The sequence below is a fragment of the uncultured Paenalcaligenes sp. genome (genome assembly GCF_947630565.1).
Classification (GTDB): Bacteria; Pseudomonadota; Gammaproteobacteria; order Burkholderiales; family Burkholderiaceae_B; genus Paenalcaligenes; species Paenalcaligenes faecalis.
Genome location: NZ_CANRIC010000040.1, coordinates 1 through 19,952 on the forward strand (window position 1 = coordinate 1; position 19,952 = coordinate 19,952).

20 protein-coding genes are annotated in these 19,952 nt (G+C 45.4%); 18 read left to right on the plus strand and 2 right to left on the minus strand.

Annotated elements, in window-relative coordinates:
* The 3 genes from Q0Z62_RS08100 to Q0Z62_RS08110 form a co-directional block, all read left to right on the plus strand.
* The coding region (locus Q0Z62_RS08100) for an excinuclease ABC subunit UvrC (RefSeq protein WP_298053218.1) at positions 1–983 on the plus strand (983 nt) is incomplete at its 5' end.
* A 30-nt stretch (positions 984–1,013) separates the two neighbouring features.
* The gene (gene pgsA / locus Q0Z62_RS08105; protein ID WP_269901677.1) at positions 1,014–1,586 is read left to right on the plus strand and encodes a CDP-diacylglycerol--glycerol-3-phosphate 3-phosphatidyltransferase; all 573 of its coding nucleotides are present in this window, start codon (positions 1,014–1,016) and stop codon (positions 1,584–1,586) included.
* Positions 1,587–1,589: 3 nt separating this feature from the next.
* Entirely contained in the window at positions 1,590–2,831 is a 1,242-nt protein-coding gene (locus Q0Z62_RS08110; protein WP_298053223.1) for an MFS transporter, read from the plus strand.
* Positions 2,832–2,854: 23 nt separating this feature from the next.
* Here Q0Z62_RS08110 and queF read toward each other — a convergent pair whose 3' ends face one another.
* Positions 2,855–3,679: an NADPH-dependent 7-cyano-7-deazaguanine reductase QueF gene (queF, locus tag Q0Z62_RS08115; protein WP_298053225.1), complete on the minus strand. Its 825-nt coding sequence runs from the start codon at positions 3,677–3,679 to the stop codon at positions 2,855–2,857.
* A gap of 286 nt (positions 3,680–3,965) precedes the next feature.
* Here queF and aceA point away from each other — a divergent pair, with 286 nt between their 5' ends.
* The 9 genes from aceA to Q0Z62_RS08160 all read left to right on the plus strand — a co-directional run bounded on the left by aceA (position 3,966) and on the right by Q0Z62_RS08160 (position 11,747).
* The gene (gene aceA / locus Q0Z62_RS08120) at positions 3,966–5,258 is read left to right on the plus strand and encodes an isocitrate lyase (RefSeq protein ID WP_298053227.1); all 1,293 of its coding nucleotides are present in this window, start codon (positions 3,966–3,968) and stop codon (positions 5,256–5,258) included.
* 166 nt (positions 5,259–5,424) lie between these two features.
* Positions 5,425–6,384, plus strand: a complete 960-nt coding sequence (locus Q0Z62_RS08125) for a hypothetical protein (RefSeq protein WP_298053230.1) — start codon at positions 5,425–5,427, stop codon at positions 6,382–6,384.
* A gap of 2 nt (positions 6,385–6,386) precedes the next feature.
* The gene (gene ccoS, locus Q0Z62_RS08130) at positions 6,387–6,548 is read left to right on the plus strand and encodes a cbb3-type cytochrome oxidase assembly protein CcoS (RefSeq protein WP_269901681.1); all 162 of its coding nucleotides are present in this window, start codon (positions 6,387–6,389) and stop codon (positions 6,546–6,548) included.
* Positions 6,549–6,729: 181 nt separating this feature from the next.
* A complete protein-coding gene (gene ccoN, locus Q0Z62_RS08135; RefSeq protein ID WP_298053235.1) occupies positions 6,730–8,217 on the plus strand; it encodes a cytochrome-c oxidase, cbb3-type subunit I in 1,488 nt (495 codons plus the stop codon).
* A gap of 11 nt (positions 8,218–8,228) precedes the next feature.
* Positions 8,229–8,888: a cytochrome-c oxidase, cbb3-type subunit II gene (ccoO, locus tag Q0Z62_RS08140; RefSeq protein WP_298053239.1), complete on the plus strand. Its 660-nt coding sequence runs from the start codon at positions 8,229–8,231 to the stop codon at positions 8,886–8,888.
* The gene (locus Q0Z62_RS08145) at positions 8,888–9,067 is read left to right on the plus strand and encodes a CcoQ/FixQ family Cbb3-type cytochrome c oxidase assembly chaperone (RefSeq protein WP_298053242.1); all 180 of its coding nucleotides are present in this window, start codon (positions 8,888–8,890) and stop codon (positions 9,065–9,067) included. Before ccoO ends, Q0Z62_RS08145 begins: the two co-directional genes overlap by 1 nt.
* Positions 9,060–9,965 carry a cytochrome-c oxidase, cbb3-type subunit III gene (gene ccoP, locus Q0Z62_RS08150; protein WP_298053246.1) on the plus strand — a complete coding sequence of 302 codons (906 nt, stop codon included), beginning with the start codon at positions 9,060–9,062 and terminating at the stop codon, positions 9,963–9,965. The genes Q0Z62_RS08145 and ccoP overlap by 8 nt, the downstream gene beginning before the upstream one ends.
* 39 nt (positions 9,966–10,004) lie before the next feature.
* Positions 10,005–11,513, plus strand: a complete 1,509-nt coding sequence (gene ccoG / locus Q0Z62_RS08155; protein ID WP_298053249.1) for a cytochrome c oxidase accessory protein CcoG — start codon at positions 10,005–10,007, stop codon at positions 11,511–11,513.
* A gap of 12 nt (positions 11,514–11,525) precedes the next feature.
* Positions 11,526–11,747, plus strand: a complete 222-nt coding sequence (locus Q0Z62_RS08160; protein WP_298053252.1) for a FixH family protein — start codon at positions 11,526–11,528, stop codon at positions 11,745–11,747.
* A 74-nt stretch (positions 11,748–11,821) separates the two neighbouring features.
* On the opposite strand, the gene Q0Z62_RS08165 is transcribed toward Q0Z62_RS08160, so the two are convergent.
* Entirely contained in the window at positions 11,822–12,562 is a 741-nt protein-coding gene (locus tag Q0Z62_RS08165) for a helix-turn-helix domain-containing protein (protein ID WP_298053255.1), read from the minus strand.
* 333 nt (positions 12,563–12,895) lie between these two features.
* On the opposite strand from Q0Z62_RS08165, the gene clpB reads away from it, so the two are divergent.
* The 6 genes from clpB to Q0Z62_RS08195 form a co-directional block, all read left to right on the plus strand.
* Positions 12,896–15,481, plus strand: a complete 2,586-nt coding sequence (clpB, locus tag Q0Z62_RS08170; RefSeq protein ID WP_298053258.1) for an ATP-dependent chaperone ClpB — start codon at positions 12,896–12,898, stop codon at positions 15,479–15,481.
* Between the two features lie 200 nt (positions 15,482–15,681).
* On the plus strand, positions 15,682–16,851 hold the full coding sequence (locus Q0Z62_RS08175; RefSeq protein WP_269901690.1) for an ABC transporter substrate-binding protein: 1,170 nt from the start codon (positions 15,682–15,684) through the stop codon (positions 16,849–16,851).
* 59 nt (positions 16,852–16,910) lie between these two features.
* Positions 16,911–17,831: a branched-chain amino acid ABC transporter permease gene (locus Q0Z62_RS08180; RefSeq protein ID WP_269901691.1), complete on the plus strand. Its 921-nt coding sequence runs from the start codon at positions 16,911–16,913 to the stop codon at positions 17,829–17,831.
* 2 nt (positions 17,832–17,833) lie between these two features.
* Positions 17,834–18,778, plus strand: coding sequence for a branched-chain amino acid ABC transporter permease (locus Q0Z62_RS08185; protein ID WP_269901692.1), 945 nt, complete (start codon positions 17,834–17,836; stop codon positions 18,776–18,778).
* Entirely contained in the window at positions 18,765–19,544 is a 780-nt protein-coding gene (locus Q0Z62_RS08190) for an ABC transporter ATP-binding protein (protein WP_269901693.1), read from the plus strand. Before Q0Z62_RS08185 ends, Q0Z62_RS08190 begins: the two co-directional genes overlap by 14 nt.
* Positions 19,541–19,952: ABC transporter ATP-binding protein (locus Q0Z62_RS08195; RefSeq protein WP_298053269.1), on the plus strand; the 412-nt coding region annotated here is incomplete at its 3' end. The genes Q0Z62_RS08190 and Q0Z62_RS08195, both read left to right, overlap by 4 nt.

Consider the following 19,952-nt stretch of genomic DNA (forward strand, 5'->3'; position numbering starts at 1 on the left):
CTTTTTTTCCGACTCAGGTAAAAGAGACGAACTTAACTCAGGTCGTAGAGGCCTTTGTCAGTCAGCACTATATAGAAAGACCTTTACCCCCTGTGATCGTTAGTACACACCCCATTGAAGACCCCGAATTACTAGCGATAGTCGCAGAGCAAACGGGCATGAAAACTCGGGTGCTCACCAGACCTCAAGGTATGCGAAAAAGTTGGTTAGAACAAGCCGTAGCGAATGCAGAACTGGCTCTGAGTCGTTTATTAAATGAATCCATGAGTCGGGCCGCCCGTACATTAGCCTTAGCCGAGCAACTAGGTTTAGACACGGACACTGAGAGCTTAGAAAACTTACATATAGAGGGTTTTGATATTAGCCATACATCTGGAGAGGCGACACAGGCTTCTTGTGTGGTTTATAAAAACCATGCGATGCAGCCATCGTTGTATAGACGCTACAATATCGTAGGTATTACCGAGGGTGACGACTATGCGGCGATGCGCCAAGTTTTACAAAGACGCTTTGCACGTGTTGCTGAAGGGTTAGCTGAGCTTCCAGATGTGGTGCTGGTTGATGGGGGCAAAGGTCAGTTAAATATTGCTAAAACCGTCTTTGCTGACTTGGGGTTGGACCAGCGGGTTTTAGTTGGTGTGGCTAAAGGCGAAGGACGAAAAGTGGGGTTAGAAACCTTGTTTTTTGCGGATGAGCGGGCTGAGGTCGCGTTAGGCGTTGGTTCTGCTGCGTTAATGTTAGTGGCTGAAATTCGTGATGAGGCCCATCGATTTGCAATAACGGGCATGCGAGCTAAACGTGCTAAAGCTCGTAATGTGTCTCGTTTAGAGGACATTGACGGCGTGGGCCCAAAACGTCGACAACGCTTATTAACTCGTTTTGGGGGGCTGTCTGGTGTGGCGAACGCCAGTGTTGATGATTTGGCCTCGGTAGAGGGAATTTCTTTGGCCCTAGCTGAACGCATCTATTTTGCGTTACGCTAGGGCATGAGCCGTTACTTTATTGGTTGAGCTATGCCTTTTAATTTGCCTATTGCCCTTACGTGGTTACGCATCGTATTTATTCCGTTAATTATTGCGCTATATTATGTGCCGTATAGTTGGTTGTCGGACCCGCTGCGCGATACGATTGCAGCCAGTGTTTTTATTGTGGCAGCCTTAACCGATTGGTTTGATGGATGGCTAGCCAGAAAGTGGAATCAGACCTCTGCGTTTGGCGCTTTTTTAGATCCAGTGGCTGATAAATTAATGGTGTCTGCCGCCTTATTGTTATTGCTAAAAATTGGGCGCGTGGATACAGCTATTGCCTTTATTATTATCGGCAGAGAAATCACCATTTCTGCATTACGTGAATGGATGGCTCAGATCGGAGCCAGTGCCAGTGTGGCAGTGAGCTGGCTAGGTAAGATTAAAACCACCGCACAAATGGTTGCTATACCTTGTCTGCTTTACTATAAGGACTTATACGGTATTCCTACACGCTGGGTGGGTGGGATTTTAATTGTGGTGGCAGCCATTATGACGGTTTGGTCCATGTGTTATTACTTGAAAAAGGCATGGCCTGAAATTCTACGTCGTAGCCAATAACCCATGACAGCATTAAGCGCGTTGAATCCAGATCAGCGTAAACAGAGAGACTGGCAAACTATATCCTTATTGGGATTAATTCATGCTAGCTCTCATTTTTTTCAGCTGATTTTACCGAGTCTTTTTTGGTATTTAAGCCGTGACTTTGGCTATGACTACCTAGAGCTAGGTTTTTTGGTCACGTGTTTTTTCTTGGTATCGGGCTTAGGACAGGCGTCATCTGGTTTTATAGTAGATAGGGTGGGGCCTGCTCCCATCTTGTTTTTTGGTCTAGGGGCTTTTGTTGTTTCAGCTGTATTAGTAGCCGTCGCCCCGACTTACTCTGTCTTACTGTGCGCCGCAATCATTGGTGGGGCAGGTAACTCTATTTTCCATCCTGTGGATTACTCGATTATTAACCACCGCATAAGTCCTGAACGATTGGGGCATGCTTTTAGTGTGCATGGCTTAACAGGAAACTTAGGCTGGGCCATTGCCCCGTTATTTATTACTGGCTTGAGCAGTCTATATGGATGGCGTGTTGCGGTATTGTTGGCTGCGGTTGTTATAGCGTTAGTTTTAGGTTTGGCGTTTTGGTATCGGCATTTATGGGGTCAGGGTCAATCTTCAAATCATGAGGAAACGGAACTAACTCAACAGTCCATTCGCGTTACCTTAGCTATTTTGCTAAAAAAGCCCACATTATGGGGGGCTTTTTTATTCTTTGCTTTTAGTTCTATGGCGCTTTCAGCGGTGCAGAACTACACCATTCCTCTTCTGTCTTCTCTATATAGTGTGTCACAGGTGTTGGCTGGCTCTACGTTGTCAGCCTATATGGTTGCGGCAGCAATAGGAATGGGGTTGGGTGGTTTTTTAGCAGGCGCTACGCCTAATACAGAGCGTATTGTTTTTGCTACGCTCTGTGCGGCGGGTGGGTTGATGCTGTTACTCGCCTTACAAATCGTGAGCGGACAGATCGCGATGTTATTGGTAGTATTTGCGGGGCTATTTTCAGGTATTGCGGCACCTTCCCGAGATATGTTGATCAGACGGGTGACCCCTAAAGGGGCAACGGGTACAGTGTACGGTTTAGTCTACTCAGGAATGGATGTAGGGTCTTCTATTGCACCGACTGTATTTGGTTATATGGTAGATGCCCAGTTTGCACGGGGTCCTTGGTTTGGTGCGGCTTTTGCTTTTGTCATGTCGGGATTGCTTGCTGTGGCGGTAGCGCAAGCCGCTAATAGGACAACGAGTCCATCTTAAAAAAGGCGGATAACCGCCTTTTTTTATTGCCTTACGGTACGAATATCTGCTACATCAATCGGGTGACTACTGCGCCAAGGGTTGATATCTAGGCCTCCCCGGCGTGTATATCTTGCCATGACAAATAGTTGCTCAGGGTGGCAGGTCGCCATAATATCGTTATACATGCGTTCTACACAATGCTCGTGAAATTCGGTATGCATTCTAAAAGACACAATATAGCGTAATAGAGCGGCTTGATCGATTTGATCTCCTGTGTATTTGATCTGTATCGTCCCCCAATCTGGCTGCCCTGTAACGGGACAGTTAGATTTTAAAAGATGGGACACTAAGGTTTCATTCACCTTAGTTTGGCTATCTGCACAATGCAGTAATTCAGCATTGGGCTCATAGCAGTCAATGTCAATATCTAAGCCATCAATCAATTCACCATCTAAATGACTCATTAGAGGCCCACTGTAGGGGTGTAATTCGTGCAAAGACACCTCTACGTGCGCGCCAGCCACAGCACTTAAATCTTGCTCCATACTTTTTTTGACGGATTTGATGCTTTCAAAACGGCTTTCGTTAAATGAGTTTAAATATAACTTAAATGACTTTGACTCAATCAGATGTGGGCTATTCCATGGCACATTAAACCGTCCTACCGCCACGATAGGCTTCCCTTTGGCATTAAGCCAAGAAACTTCATAGGCATACCAAATATCTGCACCATGCCAGGCCGTAGGTATGGTGAGAGAGGCTCGATTCGGTTCTCGTGCGATAGCAAACAACACACTGGGATCGTAATGCGAGGGGTAGTTAACATCTCTACCTAAAAGAGATTCACTGAGAGGATTCGTGCTCATGATAGTGCGCTTTTTTTAGATTTTAAAAGAAGAGTGAAATGGCATTATCCCACATTGTGGAAATGCCGTCTTATATAGTGAAAAACAGGTGTTGCTATGCACAAAAAATAGTTTCATAACGAGAAGTTTCATTTCACATCACAAAATAAAAATCATAAGTCATTGATTTGTATAGTTATAAAAATAGGTCTTATATAAGATATAAGTGTTGCTCGATGCAGGTCGTTTACGTAGAATTTAACTCATAAACAAAGCAGATCTATTTACTAATCAAAGGAGAGCAGTTATGAGCAACCGTGAAACAGAAATTCGCAATCTACAAAAAGAATGGGCCGAGAATCCTCGTTGGCAGGGCATCAAACGCAATTACAGCGCAGAGGACGTAATTCGTTTGCGTGGCTCCATGGTAGAAGAGCACACCTTAGCTCGTCGTGGCGCAGAAAAACTATGGCGTCTTGTTAACGATGAGCCCTTTGTGAATAGCTTAGGCGCGTTAACTGGTAACCAAGCTATGCAGCAGGTTAAAGCGGGTTTAAAAGCCATTTACCTATCTGGATGGCAGGTAGCTGGAGATGCGAACTTAGCATCTGAAATGTACCCAGACCAATCTTTATACCCCATTAACTCCGTACCTACCGTAGTAACGCGTATCAATAACACCCTACGTCGTTGTGATCAGATTCAGTGGTCCGAAGGGGTAAACCCAGGCGATGACGGATATATTGATTACTTTGCGCCTATTGTTGCTGATGCTGAAGCCGGTTTTGGTGGTGTACTCAATGCCTTTGAGTTGATGAAGTCCATGATTAATGCGGGTGCGTCAGGTGTTCACTTTGAAGACCAATTGGCCTCCGTTAAAAAATGTGGCCACTTAGGCGGTAAAGTATTAGTACCTACACGCGAAGCCGTTGCTAAACTAACAGCCGCTCGTTTGGCCGCTGACGTGATGAACGTACCTACACTCATTTTAGCTCGTACAGATGCAGATGCCGCTGATCTGGTCACTAGCGATGTGGATGATAATGACAAACCATTCATCACTGGCGAACGTACAGTAGAAGGCTTCTTCCGTACTAAGGCCGGTTTGGAGCAAGCGATTTCTCGTGGTTTGGCTTACGCGCCTTATGCTGATTTGATCTGGTGCGAAACAGCAACGCCTGACTTAGAATACGCACGCAAATTTGCCGAGGCCATCCATCGTCAGTTCCCGGGTAAATTATTGTCCTACAACTGCTCGCCTTCCTTTAACTGGAAGAAAAACTTGGATGACGCAACTATTGCGAAATTCCAACGTGAATTGGGTGCGATGGGTTACAAATACCAGTTCATTACATTGGCCGGTTTCCATGCATTGAACTACGGCATGTTCGACTTAGCTTACGGTTACGCTCGTGAAAACATGACGGCTTTTGTTAATTTACAAGAACGCGAGTTTGCTGCTGCTGAGCGAGGTTTCACCGCAGTACGTCATCAACGCGAAGTCGGTACCGGTTACTTTGATGCCGTAACCCAAACCATCGAAGGGGGCCAGTCCTCAACCACAGCGCTCAGTGGCTCCACAGAGGCAGCCCAGTTCTAAGTGGTGTCGATTAACGACAAAATTGAACAGTAGTTGTAGTCTTAGTCTAGAAGCCCTTAAACTATCCCTTTAAGGGCTTCAGCTTTATGTGCTCTCAATGTGTAGCTAACTTGTTTGATTTAGGTCTAAAAGCTATATTCATATTTGTTATAATATAGTGATACCTATGCGCGCTTACTCTATTTTTTCTATTCCTGAAGGTATTTCTGCAGCCGATCGTTTGCATCGGAGGCGCATGCTTGCTCGTTTGGGCTTAGCCTGGCTGATGATGATGCAGGTAATGACGCTGGCTTTTCCTGGCTATTTGCGCTCGGACTCCATGCAGCCAGACACGCTTGATACATTAGACAAAGCCATTTATTTAATGAACTGGGCGGCTTTGCTGTTGACTGTTCCCGTGATGATGTATTGTGCTATTCCCATTTGGAAAGGGGCATGGAACAGTCTTAAACATGGCCGTGTTGGCATGGATGTGCCGGTAGGCCTCGGTATTCTGATTGCTTTTATTCCCAGTGTATATACCACTTGGGTTGGACAGGGCGAGGTCTACTTTGACTCTGTCACCATGTTTGTGGCTTTTTTATTAACAGCCCGTTATCTAGAGCTCTGTGCTCGTCAGTCTATTCATCGTGGCCAAGCCCACGAATATATCGAAAATTTACGTACGTCCCTAACACGACATTCTAATAAGCTTGCATTCTGGTTCGTGTCTATACAGGTCGTATTGGCGATTGTATTTGGTGTGGCGTGGCTTTATTACCGCCCTGATCATGCAATTGCTGTGGTGGTCTCTCTGTTTGTCATGAGCTGCCCTTGTGCTCTTTCTATGGCGGTGCCTACGGCTGTCGCTTCTGCACATGCTGGGGTTAGTATTCAACCCGCTACTGGCTCAGCTGAATTACAAGCTGTAGCAGATCGCACTACTTCCACTTCCAAACAAAATTTGTATGGTTCTATCGTCTGGCATTTGTTAATGACGCCATTAGCCGCTATAGGACTGGTCGCCCCTTGGGTAGCAGCGATATCAATGCTGTTATCTTCTCTATTAGTTGCTTATAATTCGTGGCGCTTGTATCGCCAACGATTAACTTTAGCTGCCCAACCCGCAGCCAATCCAACGGTATAATTATGCTCGACTCGATGTTGTTGTTAATCCCGTTGTCTTTGTTGTTTGTGTTGTTTATCGCAGTGGCATTATGGTGGGCTGTTTTTTCAGGCCAATTCGAAAATGCAAATAAAGAGGGCGAGGCCATACTCAAGGATGATGATAGTACAAACGTTGATAAATAACGTCTTGTTACAATCTTCGAACATCAGCTAATAGTCAATGGGGTTTATGCTAAATCCCAGTTATTAGCTGATGTGCTTATTATGAAAGTATTATGTCGCATTGCGCTTAATACTCCGAGCAGTGGGCAAATACAGCTCGGTTATTAGTTTGTATTAACATTTGTTAAAAGAGGGGAAGCAAATGGGCACTTCCGATGTTGTCGGAAAACAGGCCGAAGTCTTCAACTACGGGGTTGTAAGGCAGTTCGCTGTCATGTCCGTAGTGTGGGCTGTAGTTGGTATGGGGGTCGGGGTTCTGATCGCTATGCAACTCATCTGGCCTGAATTAAACTTTGAGACACCTTGGTTCACGTATGGTCGTATTCGTCCATTACACACGAACTTGGTGATTTTTGCATTCGGTGGTAGCGCGCTTTTTGCCACATCCTACTACATAGCGCAACGCACTTGTCAAACACGTTTGTTTGCCGGTGGTTTGGCTGCTTATACGTTTTGGGGTTGGCAGATTGCAATGGTGGGCGCTTTGCTCACATTGCCACAAGGCTTTAACAGCAGTAAAGAATACGCCGAACTAGAATGGCCATTGGATTTGCTCATTCTAACGGTCTGGGTCTGTTACATGATTGTGTTCTTTGGCACGTTGGTAAAACGTCGTGTCAGCCACATCTATGTTGCTAACTGGTTCTTCGGTGCTTTTATTATCGTAATTGCAGTACTGCACATCTTTAACAACATCGAACTACCTGTTTCCATGTGGAAATCTTATTCAGCCTATGCTGGGGTACAAGATGCGATGGTACAGTGGTGGTATGGGCATAATGCGGTGGGTTTCTTTTTAACCACTAGCTTCTTGGGCATGATGTACTACTTTGTGCCTAAACAAGCAGAGCGTCCAATTTACTCCTACCGTTTATCCATTGTTCACTTCTGGGCATTGGCATTTACGTACATGTGGGCAGGTTCACACCACTTGCATTACACCTCCTTGCCTGACTGGACTCAGTCACTAGGGATGGCGTTCTCCTTGATTCTATTGGCTCCTTCTTGGGGCGGTATGATCAACGGTATTATGACCTTGTCTGGTGCTTGGAATCGTTTGCGTACAGATCCTATCTTAAAGTTCCTCGTTGTCGCCGTCTCTTTCTACGGGATGTCCACTTTCGAAGGTTCCATGATGGCGATTCGTACGGTTAACTCCTTGTCTCACTATACTGACTGGACCGTAGGTCACGTACACTCAGGTGCTTTAGGCTGGGTTGCCATGGTGACTTTTGGCTCCTTGTACTACATGATTCCTCGCTTGTATGGTCGTGTATCTATGGCCCAACCTAAATGGGTTGAGCTGCACTTCTGGCTAGCGACACTAGGTGTTGTGCTATACATTTCCGCTATGTGGATCTCTGGCGTGATGCAGGGTCTAATGTGGCGTGCCACCGGTGACGACGGTATGTTGGTTTACAGCTTTGTTGAAAGCGTAAAAGCCTCTTACCCCTTCTATGCAATTCGTGCCTTAGGCGGTGTGATGTTCTTATCTGGCGCTATTTTGATGCTAGTTAATACACTCATGACCATTAAAGGTCAGCCACGTGTTAACCCCGTGGTCCCTTTGAAAAACCCAGGCGCTCGTGAACCCGGCTTAGTCGGTCCTGCCGAAGTTGCTGCAGGTTAAGGGATAGATCAATGTCTAACGAGAAGAAAAAGTTTTTTTCCCATGCTACGGTGGAAACGAACGTAGGCCTTTTGATGATTTGTACTTTCATCGTGATTGCGATGGCAGGTTTAGTACAAATCGTGCCTCTGTTCTTCCAACACTCAACCACTACTCCTACCGAAGGCGTAACACCTTATGAGCCACTACGCTTGATTGGTCGTGATATCTACATCCGTGAAGGTTGTGTAGGCTGTCACTCTCAGCAGATACGTATGCTGGAGTCCGAAGTACGCCGTTACGGTCCTTACTCCTTAGCGGGTGAGTCCGTCTACGATCACCCATTCCTATGGGGCTCCAAACGAACCGGTCCTGACTTGGCTCGTGTGGGCGAACGTTACACAGACGAGTGGCATCGTATTCACTTACGTAACCCACGCGATGTTGTACGCGAGTCCAACATGCCTGCGTACCCTTGGTTAGAACGCAACTCGGTCGAAGGCTGGGACGTTCAAAAACGTATGGAAGTCTTACGCAAGTTAGGCGTGCCATATACAGACGAGCAAATTGCTGAAGCTCCGGAAGCCCTTAAAGGCAAAACCGAAGAAGACGCCGTTGTCGCTTATCTACAAGGTTTGGGAGTCCAAGGTCGCAAAGCTGCTGAAGCCGCGGTGGCCGAAGGGAGACACTAATGGTTGGCATCTTAAATGGTATTGCCACAGCCCTAGCCCTAATCACCTTTTTGGGGATTGTGGTGTGGGCGTGGTCTAGAGGCCGATCAAAGGCTAACCATGATGCATCTATGCTGCCTTTTGACTTGCCCGATGAAAGGCAGGTCGAAAAGCCGAAAGTAGGGGATTCGAATGAGTGATTTTACTAGCATAGGCTGGAGCATTTGGATTGTCGCTATTGCCTTAGGTGGCGTGGCGTTCTGTCTATTTGTTTTATTCAGCCAAATTAAAGGTCAAGCCAAAAAAGGCGAAACCATTAGTGATACTGGTCATGTTTGGGACGGTATTACGGAATACGATACTCCACTACCACACTGGTGGATTTCTATGTTCTTAATTCTCACTGTGATTGCATTGGGATACTGGGTGCTATACCCAGGCTTAGGAACCTATAAAGGGGTATTAGAAACCAACCAAGCCAAAGAAGTACGAGCTAATCAGGAAAAAGTCGAGGCGATGATTCAGCCCGTGTTTGCGAAGTATGCAGACATGCCAATCGAAGACATTGCTAAAGACGAAGAGGCTCGTGCAATTGGTCAGCGTCTGTTCTTAAACAACTGTGCGCAGTGTCATGGTTCTGATGCTCAAGGTAGTCCGTCTTTCCCTAACCTGACAGATAAGTCATGGTTATGGGGTGGTGAGCCAGACAAAATCTTGCAAACCATCACGAATGGTCGCCGCGGTATCATGACCGCACACAAAGCGTTGATGACACCTGCTCAGGCCTCAGAGGTTGCACAGTATGTACGTTCTTTGAATAACTTAGCTCATGATCAAACACGCGTTGTTCCAGGTAAAAAATCGTTTGATCAGTTTTGTGTAGCGTGTCATGGTGCAGATGCTAAAGGCAATCAGTTGCTGGGTGCTCCTGACCTAACTGACGGTGCGTGGTTATATGGCAGTTCTGAAGATACCATTGTGTACGGTATTTTGAATGGTCGTGATAACGAAATGCCACCTCAGAAAAATACGCTATCTCCAGAGCAAATCCGCGTATTAGCGGGCTGGGTATGGGGTTTGTCAAACGTAGAAAAATAATCCTCTTGACCACTTATTAACATATAAAGGTTTAGTATCATGAGCAGTGAAGCTCCTAAAGCACCCGAAAACGGTCCAGATAAAAATCAAGCACCGGCTTGGCAACCACCTCGACTGGAAAAAAAGGAGCCCACGAGAGCTTCACCGCAATTGGAAAAAATCTTGGCTGATGGAAACGGTAAGATCTACGCTCGTTCAGTAAAAGGAAATTTTGATCGTATTCGTATATTCATGATTTTCTTCACACAAATCATTTTTTATGGTTTGCCGTGGTTACAGTGGAACGATCGTCAAGCGGTATTGTTTGACCTTGGTGCCAGAAAATTCTATCTATTCGGTATGATTTTATGGCCCCAAGACGCTATTTTCTTAGCGGTTTTATTGATTATCTCTGCCTATGCGCTGTTTTTATTTACAGCAGTCGCAGGGCGATTATTCTGTGGTTATGCCTGTCCGCAGTCGGTCTACACAAAAATCATGATGTGGATCGAGCTGAAAGTCGAGGGCGATCGTGTTGCACGTATTCGACTTGATGAACAGCCATGGAGCTTTAAAAAATTCCGTATTAAATTTACCAAACATAGTTTGTGGATCTTGTTCTCCTTATGGACAGGTTTCACCTTTATTGGCTATTTTGCACCGATACGAGAATTACCCGGTCACTTTTTAGCCTTAACATTAGGCACATGGCAGTGGATTTGGTTTTGGTTATATAGTGGTGCGATTCTTAGTTTCGCTGGTTTTTTACGCGAATCCATTTGTCGCTATGCCTGTCCTTATGCTCGATTCCAAAGTGCAATGGTTGATGACGACACCTTTGTCGTTAGCTACGATTATGTGCGTGGTGAAACGCGTGGGGCGCGCTCGAAAAAGGTGGACCCCAAAGAGCAAGGTTTAGGTGACTGTATTAACTGTAGTCTATGTGTGCAGGTCTGTCCTACGGGGATAGATATCCGCGAAGGCCTGCAGTATATGTGTATTGGTTGTGGCGCCTGTATTGACGTATGTAATCAGGTCATGGAGAAAATGGATTATGAGCCTGACTTGATCCGTTATACCTCTGGTAATGCGATTAGCCAGCGCTTAACCCAACCTCAAGCACGCAAACGTATGTTCCGTCCTCGTGTGCTGATTTATATTACGTTATTAGTTATTGTTACGGTTGTTTTATTGTTTTCCATGTTCACCCGTGACACACTAAAAATGAACATTATTCGAGATCGTGGCTTGTTGGGACGAGAGGTGGCTGGTGGTTTAATTGAAAACGTCTATCGTTTGCAATTAGCGAATACCTCAGAGGAACCCATTACTATCCATCTTTCAGCCGAAGGTATTGATAAAATACTCATTAAACGTGCTGATAATGGTAGAGATAGTTTTGTATTGCCTGCCGCAACCACAGAACAAATTCCTGTCGTTGTGCAAATCCCTTACGACAGCGGTTTAGCTAATGGTATGCATGAAATTAAAATTCATGCGCAGGCTAAGTCTGATAGCAATCATGATTCGGCCGCCTCGGATACCTCTAATTTTTATATTCCCAATTAAAGGAAACTTGTGATGCGCGCCGCTTTAAGAGAAGACACTCAACCTTGGTATAAAGAACCTTGGCCTTGGATTTTAATGTCTGGGCCCGCTATTGTAGTGGTGGCATGTTTGTTCACTATCTACTTGGCTTTCAGTAATTTTGATCAGCCCTTATCGGGTGCTATCCGCAAAGGCCTGCAGGTGCTACCAGAGGCCAAAGTAGAACAGGTAGAGTCAGCTCCTGTAAACAGATAGTGAAATCAGATATAAAAAAACCATCGTCTTTAATGAGTACGATGGTTTTTTTATTAGGGCTTTAGCTATAACTATCAATACGAATGGGTAGGGCATTCTGTACCCGCTAAGGCGTGTAGAGCAGGTAGATTTAATAGTTTTACCTCTCGCTGCTGAATCTGAAGTAGTCCTTCTTTAGCAAAACGTGAGAAAAGACGGCTTACTGTTTCTAGGGTTAGACCAAGAAAATTACCGATTTCTTCTCGGCTCATGCGCAACAAAAACTCATAGGGCGAATAACCTAAGGCAGTAAGGCGGTCTGACATATTGAGCAGAAAGGCGGCAAGACGTTGTTCTGATCGTAGCGCCCCTAAGGTCATCATAATGCTATGAGAGCGGTTAATTTCTTTGCTCATTAAACGACGTAACTGCGTCTGCAGCATGGGTAGTTGCAATGATAGGCGATCAAAGTCATTGAGCTGCATGACACAGACCTCACTGTCTTCGAGAGCGATGGCATGCGATACATGTTCGTTATTGAGTAGGCCGTCCATCCCAATAATTTCACCAGGTAATAAAAATCCGGTAATTTGGACTTGTCCGGTGGAGTCTTCGAGTTGGGTTTTAATACTACCTGAACGCAATGCGTAGACAGCATCAACGTGATCTCCTAAGTGAAACAGAGGAGATCCTTTGGTGAGACGAATGCGTTCTTGTATGAGCTCGTCTAGTTTATTTAGCTCCGGAGCCGGCATACCTAAAGGTAAACAAAGCTCGCTTAACATACATGTTGAGCAACGCATTGAGTCTGGGGTGACAGGGATACGTTTTTGCATAAATTGATGTGGCTCCAGCGAATAAATGTATTTGTCTTGAGACAAATCAACGTTAATTGTAGCTTTTTCTGTATGGGATAAGGTTTGAGACTGGTATTTAGCATGAAAATAGCCTCATTGCTGTGCTCTGATAGAGCGAAAACAGGGGTCTTATCGCCTTACTGTTGTTTTATTGCTACTTAATTATAGACAGGGTAGAGCAATATATATGTGTTAGCTCTTGAAAAAACAGCGATTGGCAAGATATATAAATTAAGTTCAGAACATAAGCACGGTTTGCGAAAGTAAATGTATCACGCAGGGCTGTGCCACTTTTATAGGTAATAACACCTTATGCGTATAGATAAATTAACGACTCAGTTTCAAATGGCTTTGGGTACTGCTCAGACCCTAGCCGTTCAGGGAAAACATGCTTACTTAGAGCCTGCCCATGTGGTGATGGCATTATTGGATGACACCGATTCTGGTGCCAGCAGTTTATTAGCCCGAGCAGGGGCAGCAGTTCCACGTCTGAAAAATGAATTAACAAACTATTTAGCAGCATTACCCCAAGTAGAAGGTGGGGAAAGTAATTTACGTATTAGTCGTGAATTACAAAATGCGCTCACCGAAGCAGATAAGGATGCGACCCAGCGTGGTGACACGTATGTGGCTAGCGAACTTTTTTTATTGGCGGTAGCTAAAGATAAAGGTCGAGTGGGTCAAATTCTGCGTGATGCAGGCTTACAGCAAAAAGCATTGGCTTCGGCCATTGATGCGGTTCGAGGTGGCTCAAGCGTCACAGATGCAGAGGGCGAGTCAAATCGAGAGGCCTTATCTAAATACACGACAGACCTTACTGAACGGGCTCGACTAGGCAAACTGGACCCCGTGATTGGACGTGATGATGAGATTCGTCGCTCAATTCAAATTCTACAACGTAGAACGAAAAATAACCCGGTACTGATTGGTGAGCCAGGTGTAGGTAAAACCGCTATCGTCGAAGGGTTAGCGCAGCGTATTGTTAACAATGAAGTACCTGAAAACTTAAAAGGAAAACGCCTTTTGGTCCTAGACTTAGCTGCCTTATTAGCAGGGGCTAAGTTCCGGGGTGAGTTTGAAGAGCGCCTTAAAGCTGTTCTTAAAGAATTAGCTCAAGACGAGGGCCAAACTATCCTTTTCATTGACGAAATTCATATGGTGGTTGGTGCCGGTAAAGCAGATGGTGCAATGGATGCCGGTAATATGCTAAAGCCTGCCCTAGCTCGTGGTGAAATTCACTGTATTGGTGCAACGACCTTAGACGAGTATCGACAGTACATAGAAAAAGATGCCGCGTTGGAGCGCCGCTTCCAGCGCGTTCAAGTCGATGAGCCTGATGTGGCATCGACGATTGCAATTTTACGTGGCTTACAAGAGCGCTATGAACTGCACCATGGTGTTGCTATTACAGACCCCGCTATTGTGGCAGCGGCTGAATTGTCTAATCGATATATCACAGATCGATTCTTGCCCGATAAGGCGATTGATTTGATTGATGAGGCAGCAGCACGTATCCGCATGGAGATAGACTCTAAGCCTGAGGTCATGGATAAACTGGATCGCCGAATGATTCAGTTAAAAATTGAACGCGAAGCAGTCCGTAAAGAGGAAGACGATGCCTCTAAAAAACGCCTACAAGCTATTGAGGACGAATTACTGGTATTGCAGCGTCAGTACGATGATTATGACCAAATCTGGAAAGCAGAAAAAGCCGCAGTACAAGGTACTCAGTCTATTAAAGAGGAAATTGAAGCCTTACGAGCTGAAATGGCCGAGTATCAACGCAAAGGACAGTTTGAAAAGCTGGCTGAATTGCAATATGGGAAATTGCCTCAGCTCGAAGAGCGTTTAAAATCTGCCGAACAGAATAAAGAGCAAGCAGATGATAATGATAGACCTCAGTTATTACGCACTCAGGTGGGTGTGGAGGAAATCGCAGAGGTTGTATCCAGAGCTACTGGTATTCCTGTGTCTCGTATGATGCAGGGCGAGCGTGAAAAACTATTGCAGATGGAGTCACATTTGCATCAACGCGTGATTGGTCAGGATGAGGCCGTGAGCTTAGTGTCAGATGCGATTCGTCGTTCTCGAGCTGGTTTATCTGACCCCGATCGTCCTTACGGCTCTTTTCTGTTTTTAGGTCCTACTGGAGTAGGAAAAACAGAGTTAACTAAAGCGCTTGCTGGGTTTTTATTTGATTCCGAAGATCATTTAATTCGTATTGATATGTCGGAGTTTATGGAAAAACACTCAGTTGCTCGTTTGATTGGAGCGCCTCCTGGATATGTGGGATACGAGCAGGGTGGATATTTAACCGAGGCCGTGCGCCGTAAGCCATATAGCGTTATTTTGCTTGATGAGGTCGAAAAAGCGCACCCTGATGTCTTTAATGTGCTTTTACAAGTGCTTGATGATGGACGCTTAACCGATGGACAGGGTCGTACTGTTGACTTCCGTAACACGGTCATCATCATGACTTCTAACTTAGGTTCTCAGCATATTCAGCAGATGCAAGGTGCACCTTATGAACAGGTAAAAGAGGCCGTTTGGGAAGAGGTGAAAATGGCGTTCCGACCTGAATTTTTAAATCGTATTGATGAGGTGGTTGTATTCCATTCTTTAGATGCGAAACATATTCAATCTATCGCCAATATTCAGTTACAACGTTTAGGACAGCGTCTGGCGGATCGCCATTTGCAGTTACAGGTCTCAGAGTCAGCTTTGGCTGAGATTGCTAAAGTTGGTTTTGATCCTTTATTTGGTGCTAGACCGCTGAAACGCGCTATACAGCAATATGTAGAAAACCCAGTGGCTAAATCTATTTTGCAAGGTGACTTTGCAGATGGTGATACCGTGCACGTGGATTTCTCTGATGATGCGTTTTTCTTTAAAAAATAACTACTTAGCTTATTAAGCTGCCGTCAATTAGCCCTCGTGAAAGCGAGGGCTTTTTTGTGTTTTTTTAATTCTGCAAGCAAGGGCTTACCCTGTAAGTAAAACCCCCTGTAGGTGCAAAAGTAATTTACAACTAAACTAATTCCCATTGGTTCTTATAGCGATTAGCTTTTGATTCAAAAAATAAAAATTCGGAGATAACAATGAAACGTTTTGTCGCAACTTTAGCCTTAACCACCGCTGGTATGAGTCCAGCCTTAGTGTCTGCTGATACGATCAAAGTAGGTATAGCCAGCGATAGTTCAGGGCCTTTTGCTGCCGTAGGCGCAGAGATTCGTGATGGTATTAATTTAGCCATTAAGCAATTGGACGGTAAACTAGGTGGCCATCCAGCAGAGTTTCTGCAGCAAGATATGGCAGGAAACCCAGATCAGGCTCGTCAGTTAGTTAACCGATACATTCAACGCGATAAAATTGATTTCTTTACAGGTCCTGTGGGCTCTAACGTAGCCTTAGCCGTAGGCCCCGCCTTATTTAAAGCAGAGATTCCTTTCCTAACCGCAAACCCAGGTCCTAGCCAATTAGCAGGTAAACAATGTAATCCGTACTTCTTTGGTGTGTCATATCAAAATGATGCATTCCACGAGGCTGCTGGTAAGGTCGCTGCTGATCGTAACTATGAAAAGGTGTTTATCCTTGCGCCTGATTATCCGGCAGGTAAAGATGCATTGACTGGCTTTAAACGAGGTTACGCCAAAACGCCAAGCGAGGAAATCTACACCAAGCTAGGCCAAATTGATTATGCCGCCGAATTAGCTCAAATCCGAGCCAATAAACCCGAAGCCGTATTCTTTTTCCTACCTGGTGGCATGGGTATTAATTTCATTAAGCAATTTGTCTCGGCTGGCCTAAATAAAGATACGGTATTAATTGGTCCAGGCTTCTCTGGGGATTCCGATATTATTCAAGCCGTGGGTGATCCCATCGAAGGCATGTTTAATACAGCACAGTGGGCTCATGATTTAGATGTGCCAGCAAATAAAACCTTTGTGGATGCCTTCCGTCAAAGCTACGACGGTCGTTACCCGTCTGTTTATGCAGCGCAAGCCTATGATGCCATCATGGCGATGGACGCAGCGGCGGCTAAGGTCGATGGCAAGGTCAAGGACAAAAAGGCAGTTTTAGAGGCATTAAAATCTGCGGATTACGAGTCGGTGCGTGGTAAATTTACCTACGGTAAAAATAATTTTCCTATTCAGCCATACTACTTACGAGTCGTAGAGCGTGATGCGGACGGCGTACTAACTAACCGTTTGGTTGGCACCATTTTTGATAGTTATCAAGACGTATATGTTGATGAGTGCCAGATGTAATACCAAAGCTAATAATGTTGGTTTTTTGTTTCACACCTAATTAAAAGGTACATAACAGTATGTCGCTCATATTAGTTGCAGAGCAGCTGTTAAATGGTTTGCAGTTTGGTTTGATGTTGTTTTTGATTGCCGCAGGCTTAACCTTAGTTTTCGGCATCATGGATATCATGAACTTGGCCCACGGCTCCCTCTATATGGCGGGAGCCTATGTGGCCGCCGAGGCCATGCAGCGTACAGGCTCTTTTACATTGGCTGTATTAATTGCAGTTGGCGTCACGGCGGTGGTGGGCATTGTTCTCGAACTGGCTCTAATGCGTCGATTAGTTGTACGTGACCATTTAGCACAGGTATTAGGTAGTTATGCCGTTATTTTAATTGCGAACGACCTAGTGAAAATGATTTGGGGCCCTGCCCCCATGATGTTAAATATGCCAGAGGCGTTGTCTGGTCCGGTGCAGCTGTTGCCTGACTTTATGTATCCTGCCTTTAGATTACTGATTATCGCTGTTGGTTTATTGGTCGCAGTAGGGCTCTATGCTTTTGTGACACGGACCAGAGCAGGTGTTTTAGTTCGGGCAGGTGCTTCAAATCGTCAAATGGCAACCTTGATGGGTGTTCGTGTGCCCGTGCTATTTTTGGGGATTTTTACTTTAGGGGCAGCTTTAGCTGCTTTAGCGGGTGCGATGCTAGGTCCTATCAATGCCGTACAAATTGGTATGGGGGAAGACATTCTCATTCTGGTCTTGGTTTGTATTGTGATTGGTGGTATTGGCTCTATTCGTGGTGCTTTTGTGGGGGCGTTGTTAGTCGGTATGGTAGATACGGCGGGCCGTGCTTTTTTACCGATGCTATTGCGTTTTGTTTTTCCCGCAGATGTCGCTTCTAGCGTAGGGCCTACCTTAGCGGCGATGTCTATTTACTTATTAATGGCGGTGGTACTTGTGGTTAAGCCAGCCGGACTATTTCCTGCACGAGGCTGACCATGACTAAATATCGTATTTGGATTTTCTTAGCCTTTGCCTTGCTAATCGCTTTCCCCTTGGTTGCACCTATATTTGGACTTGAGTTCTATATTTCTTTTGTGCGCCGAGTTCTGATTTATGCCTTGGCGGCCAGTGCGCTAAACCTAGTGTTAGGTTATGGTGGGCTGGTTGCGCTGGGACATGCTGCTTTCTTTGGCGCCGGTGCTTATGCGGTCGGTATTCTAGCCGAGGCCGGAGTTTATTCCGCCTTTATTGTTTGGCCTGTCGCAATGTTGTTGGCTGCGGTTTTGGCATTGGTGACAGGGGCTATTTCATTACGTACCAAAGGCGTGTATTTCATCATGATTACACTCGCTTTTGCTCAAATGATTTATTACCTCTTTATCTCGCTACGCCAGTATGGTGGTGAGGACGGGATGAATCTCTACGAATACTCGACCTTGCCTGGCTTGGACCTGAGTGATGACATGCAGTTTTATTATGTGGTTTTAGCAGTAGTCATCATCGCGTTTTTATTATTTAAACGCATTATTGAATCTAGGTTTGGTCATGCATTAATGGGTTGCCGCGAAAACCCAAGCCGTATGCAAGCCCTAGGCTACCCAGTATATGGTATTCAATTAGTGGCTTATACCTTAAGCGGTGCGCTGATGGGGTTGGCTGGGGCATTGCTCGCAAACCACAATCTATTTGTGTCACCTAGCTTAATGCATTGGACCCAATCCGCTGACCTTCTCATTATGGTATTGGTGGGTGGAATGGGGTTAATGTTTGGCGGTGTGGCTGGGGCAACAGTCATGTTAGTTCTAGAGGAGCTACTTCGTAATTGGACCGAGTTCTGGCATTTACCTTTGGGTATTTTATTGCTTATTGTGGTGTTTGCTGCGCCCAAAGGGTTGGCAGGGTTATTTGATAAGAAAAAGGTGGTGTATGACGACAACTAACTCTTCAAACATCGTCTTTAGGTCCGAAAACCTACACAAGCATTTTGGTGCTTTGCATGCAACAAATGGCGTGTCTATTGAACTGCATGCGGGTGAAATTCATGGCTTAATTGGACCGAACGGGGCGGGCAAGTCGACGCTAATTCATCAGTTAGCAGGCACCTTACGATCTGATAGTGGGCAATTGTTTTTAAATGGTGAGGACATCACGGCGCTAAAAGCTCATGAACGTGTTGCCGCCGGTTTAGCTCGCTCTTTTCAGGTAACAAATGTTTTTGGTCAGTACAGCGTTTTAGAAAACCTGCTCTTAGCAGTCCAAGCCGCAACAGGCAGTAGTTTTCGGTTTTGGCGTACACGTGATAGTGAGGCTGAGCTCTTAGTAAAGGCGAAAAAACTGGCCCAAGAATGCGCCATAGACCGTAGTTTGTGGTCTGCTCAGGCCGCTAATTTACCCCATGGGGAACAACGTAAACTGGAGTTTGCCTTGTCTTTAGCTGCTAACCCAGTGGTGATGTTATTAGACGAGCCAATGGCAGGCATGGGACCTGATGAGAGCTTACGGTTAACAGAGCTCATTGAGTCTATGCGAGGCAAGGCCTCTATGTTGCTTGTAGAGCATGATATGCAGGCGGTGTTCCGTTTGGCTGATCGAATTTCAGTATTAGTTGCAGGGCAAATTATTGCCTCTGGGACACCAGATGAGATTCGGCATAATCAAGATGTAAAAAATGCCTATTTAGGTGATGAAAGTACGGAGGCGGCATGATTCTACAGACACAACAGCTGCAGGGTGGCTATGGTGCCAGCCAAGTCCTGTTTGGGGTAGATCTTAGTATTCAATCAGGACAGGTTGTGACCGTACTTGGTCGTAACGGCATGGGTAAAAGCACCTTACTTAAAACCGTATTAGGACTATTGCCCATCCGTGGAGGCGAAGTCCATTTTGATGGACAGAAAATTAATGGCTGGACGCCAGATAAAATTGCGCGTGCTGGTATTGCTATTGTGCCCGAGGGCCGTCATTGTTTTCCTAACTTAACTGTAAAAGAACACTTAACGGCTTTTGCTGCACAGAGAAATCCAAATAGTGCATATACCTGGAGTCCAGAAAAAGTATTTGAGTTTTTTCCACGGCTCTTAGAGCGTCAGCACAATATGGGAAACCAGTTGTCAG

Bases quoted from the DNA above. Each gene is read 5' to 3' on its own strand.
- pgsA (WP_269901677.1), top strand. From the start codon at position 1,014: ATGCCTTTTAATTTGCCTATTGCCCTTACGTGGTTACGCATCGTATTT.
- Q0Z62_RS08110 (WP_298053223.1), top strand. From the start codon at position 1,590: ATGACAGCATTAAGCGCGTTGAATCCAGATCAGCGTAAACAGAGAGAC.
- queF (WP_298053225.1), bottom strand. From the start codon at position 3,679: ATGAGCACGAATCCTCTCAGTGAATCTCTTTTAGGTAGAGATGTTAAC.
- aceA (WP_298053227.1), top strand. From the start codon at position 3,966: ATGAGCAACCGTGAAACAGAAATTCGCAATCTACAAAAAGAATGGGCC.
- Q0Z62_RS08125 (WP_298053230.1), top strand. From the start codon at position 5,425: ATGCGCGCTTACTCTATTTTTTCTATTCCTGAAGGTATTTCTGCAGCC.
- ccoS (WP_269901681.1), top strand. From the start codon at position 6,387: ATGCTCGACTCGATGTTGTTGTTAATCCCGTTGTCTTTGTTGTTTGTG.
- ccoN (WP_298053235.1), top strand. From the start codon at position 6,730: ATGGGCACTTCCGATGTTGTCGGAAAACAGGCCGAAGTCTTCAACTAC.
- ccoO (WP_298053239.1), top strand. From the start codon at position 8,229: ATGTCTAACGAGAAGAAAAAGTTTTTTTCCCATGCTACGGTGGAAACG.
- Q0Z62_RS08145 (WP_298053242.1), top strand. From the start codon at position 8,888: ATGGTTGGCATCTTAAATGGTATTGCCACAGCCCTAGCCCTAATCACC.
- ccoP (WP_298053246.1), top strand. From the start codon at position 9,060: ATGAGTGATTTTACTAGCATAGGCTGGAGCATTTGGATTGTCGCTATT.
- ccoG (WP_298053249.1), top strand. From the start codon at position 10,005: ATGAGCAGTGAAGCTCCTAAAGCACCCGAAAACGGTCCAGATAAAAAT.
- Q0Z62_RS08160 (WP_298053252.1), top strand. From the start codon at position 11,526: ATGCGCGCCGCTTTAAGAGAAGACACTCAACCTTGGTATAAAGAACCT.
- Q0Z62_RS08165 (WP_298053255.1), bottom strand. From the start codon at position 12,562: ATGCAAAAACGTATCCCTGTCACCCCAGACTCAATGCGTTGCTCAACA.
- clpB (WP_298053258.1), top strand. From the start codon at position 12,896: ATGCGTATAGATAAATTAACGACTCAGTTTCAAATGGCTTTGGGTACT.
- Q0Z62_RS08175 (WP_269901690.1), top strand. From the start codon at position 15,682: ATGAAACGTTTTGTCGCAACTTTAGCCTTAACCACCGCTGGTATGAGT.
- Q0Z62_RS08180 (WP_269901691.1), top strand. From the start codon at position 16,911: ATGTCGCTCATATTAGTTGCAGAGCAGCTGTTAAATGGTTTGCAGTTT.
- Q0Z62_RS08185 (WP_269901692.1), top strand. From the start codon at position 17,834: ATGACTAAATATCGTATTTGGATTTTCTTAGCCTTTGCCTTGCTAATC.
- Q0Z62_RS08190 (WP_269901693.1), top strand. From the start codon at position 18,765: ATGACGACAACTAACTCTTCAAACATCGTCTTTAGGTCCGAAAACCTA.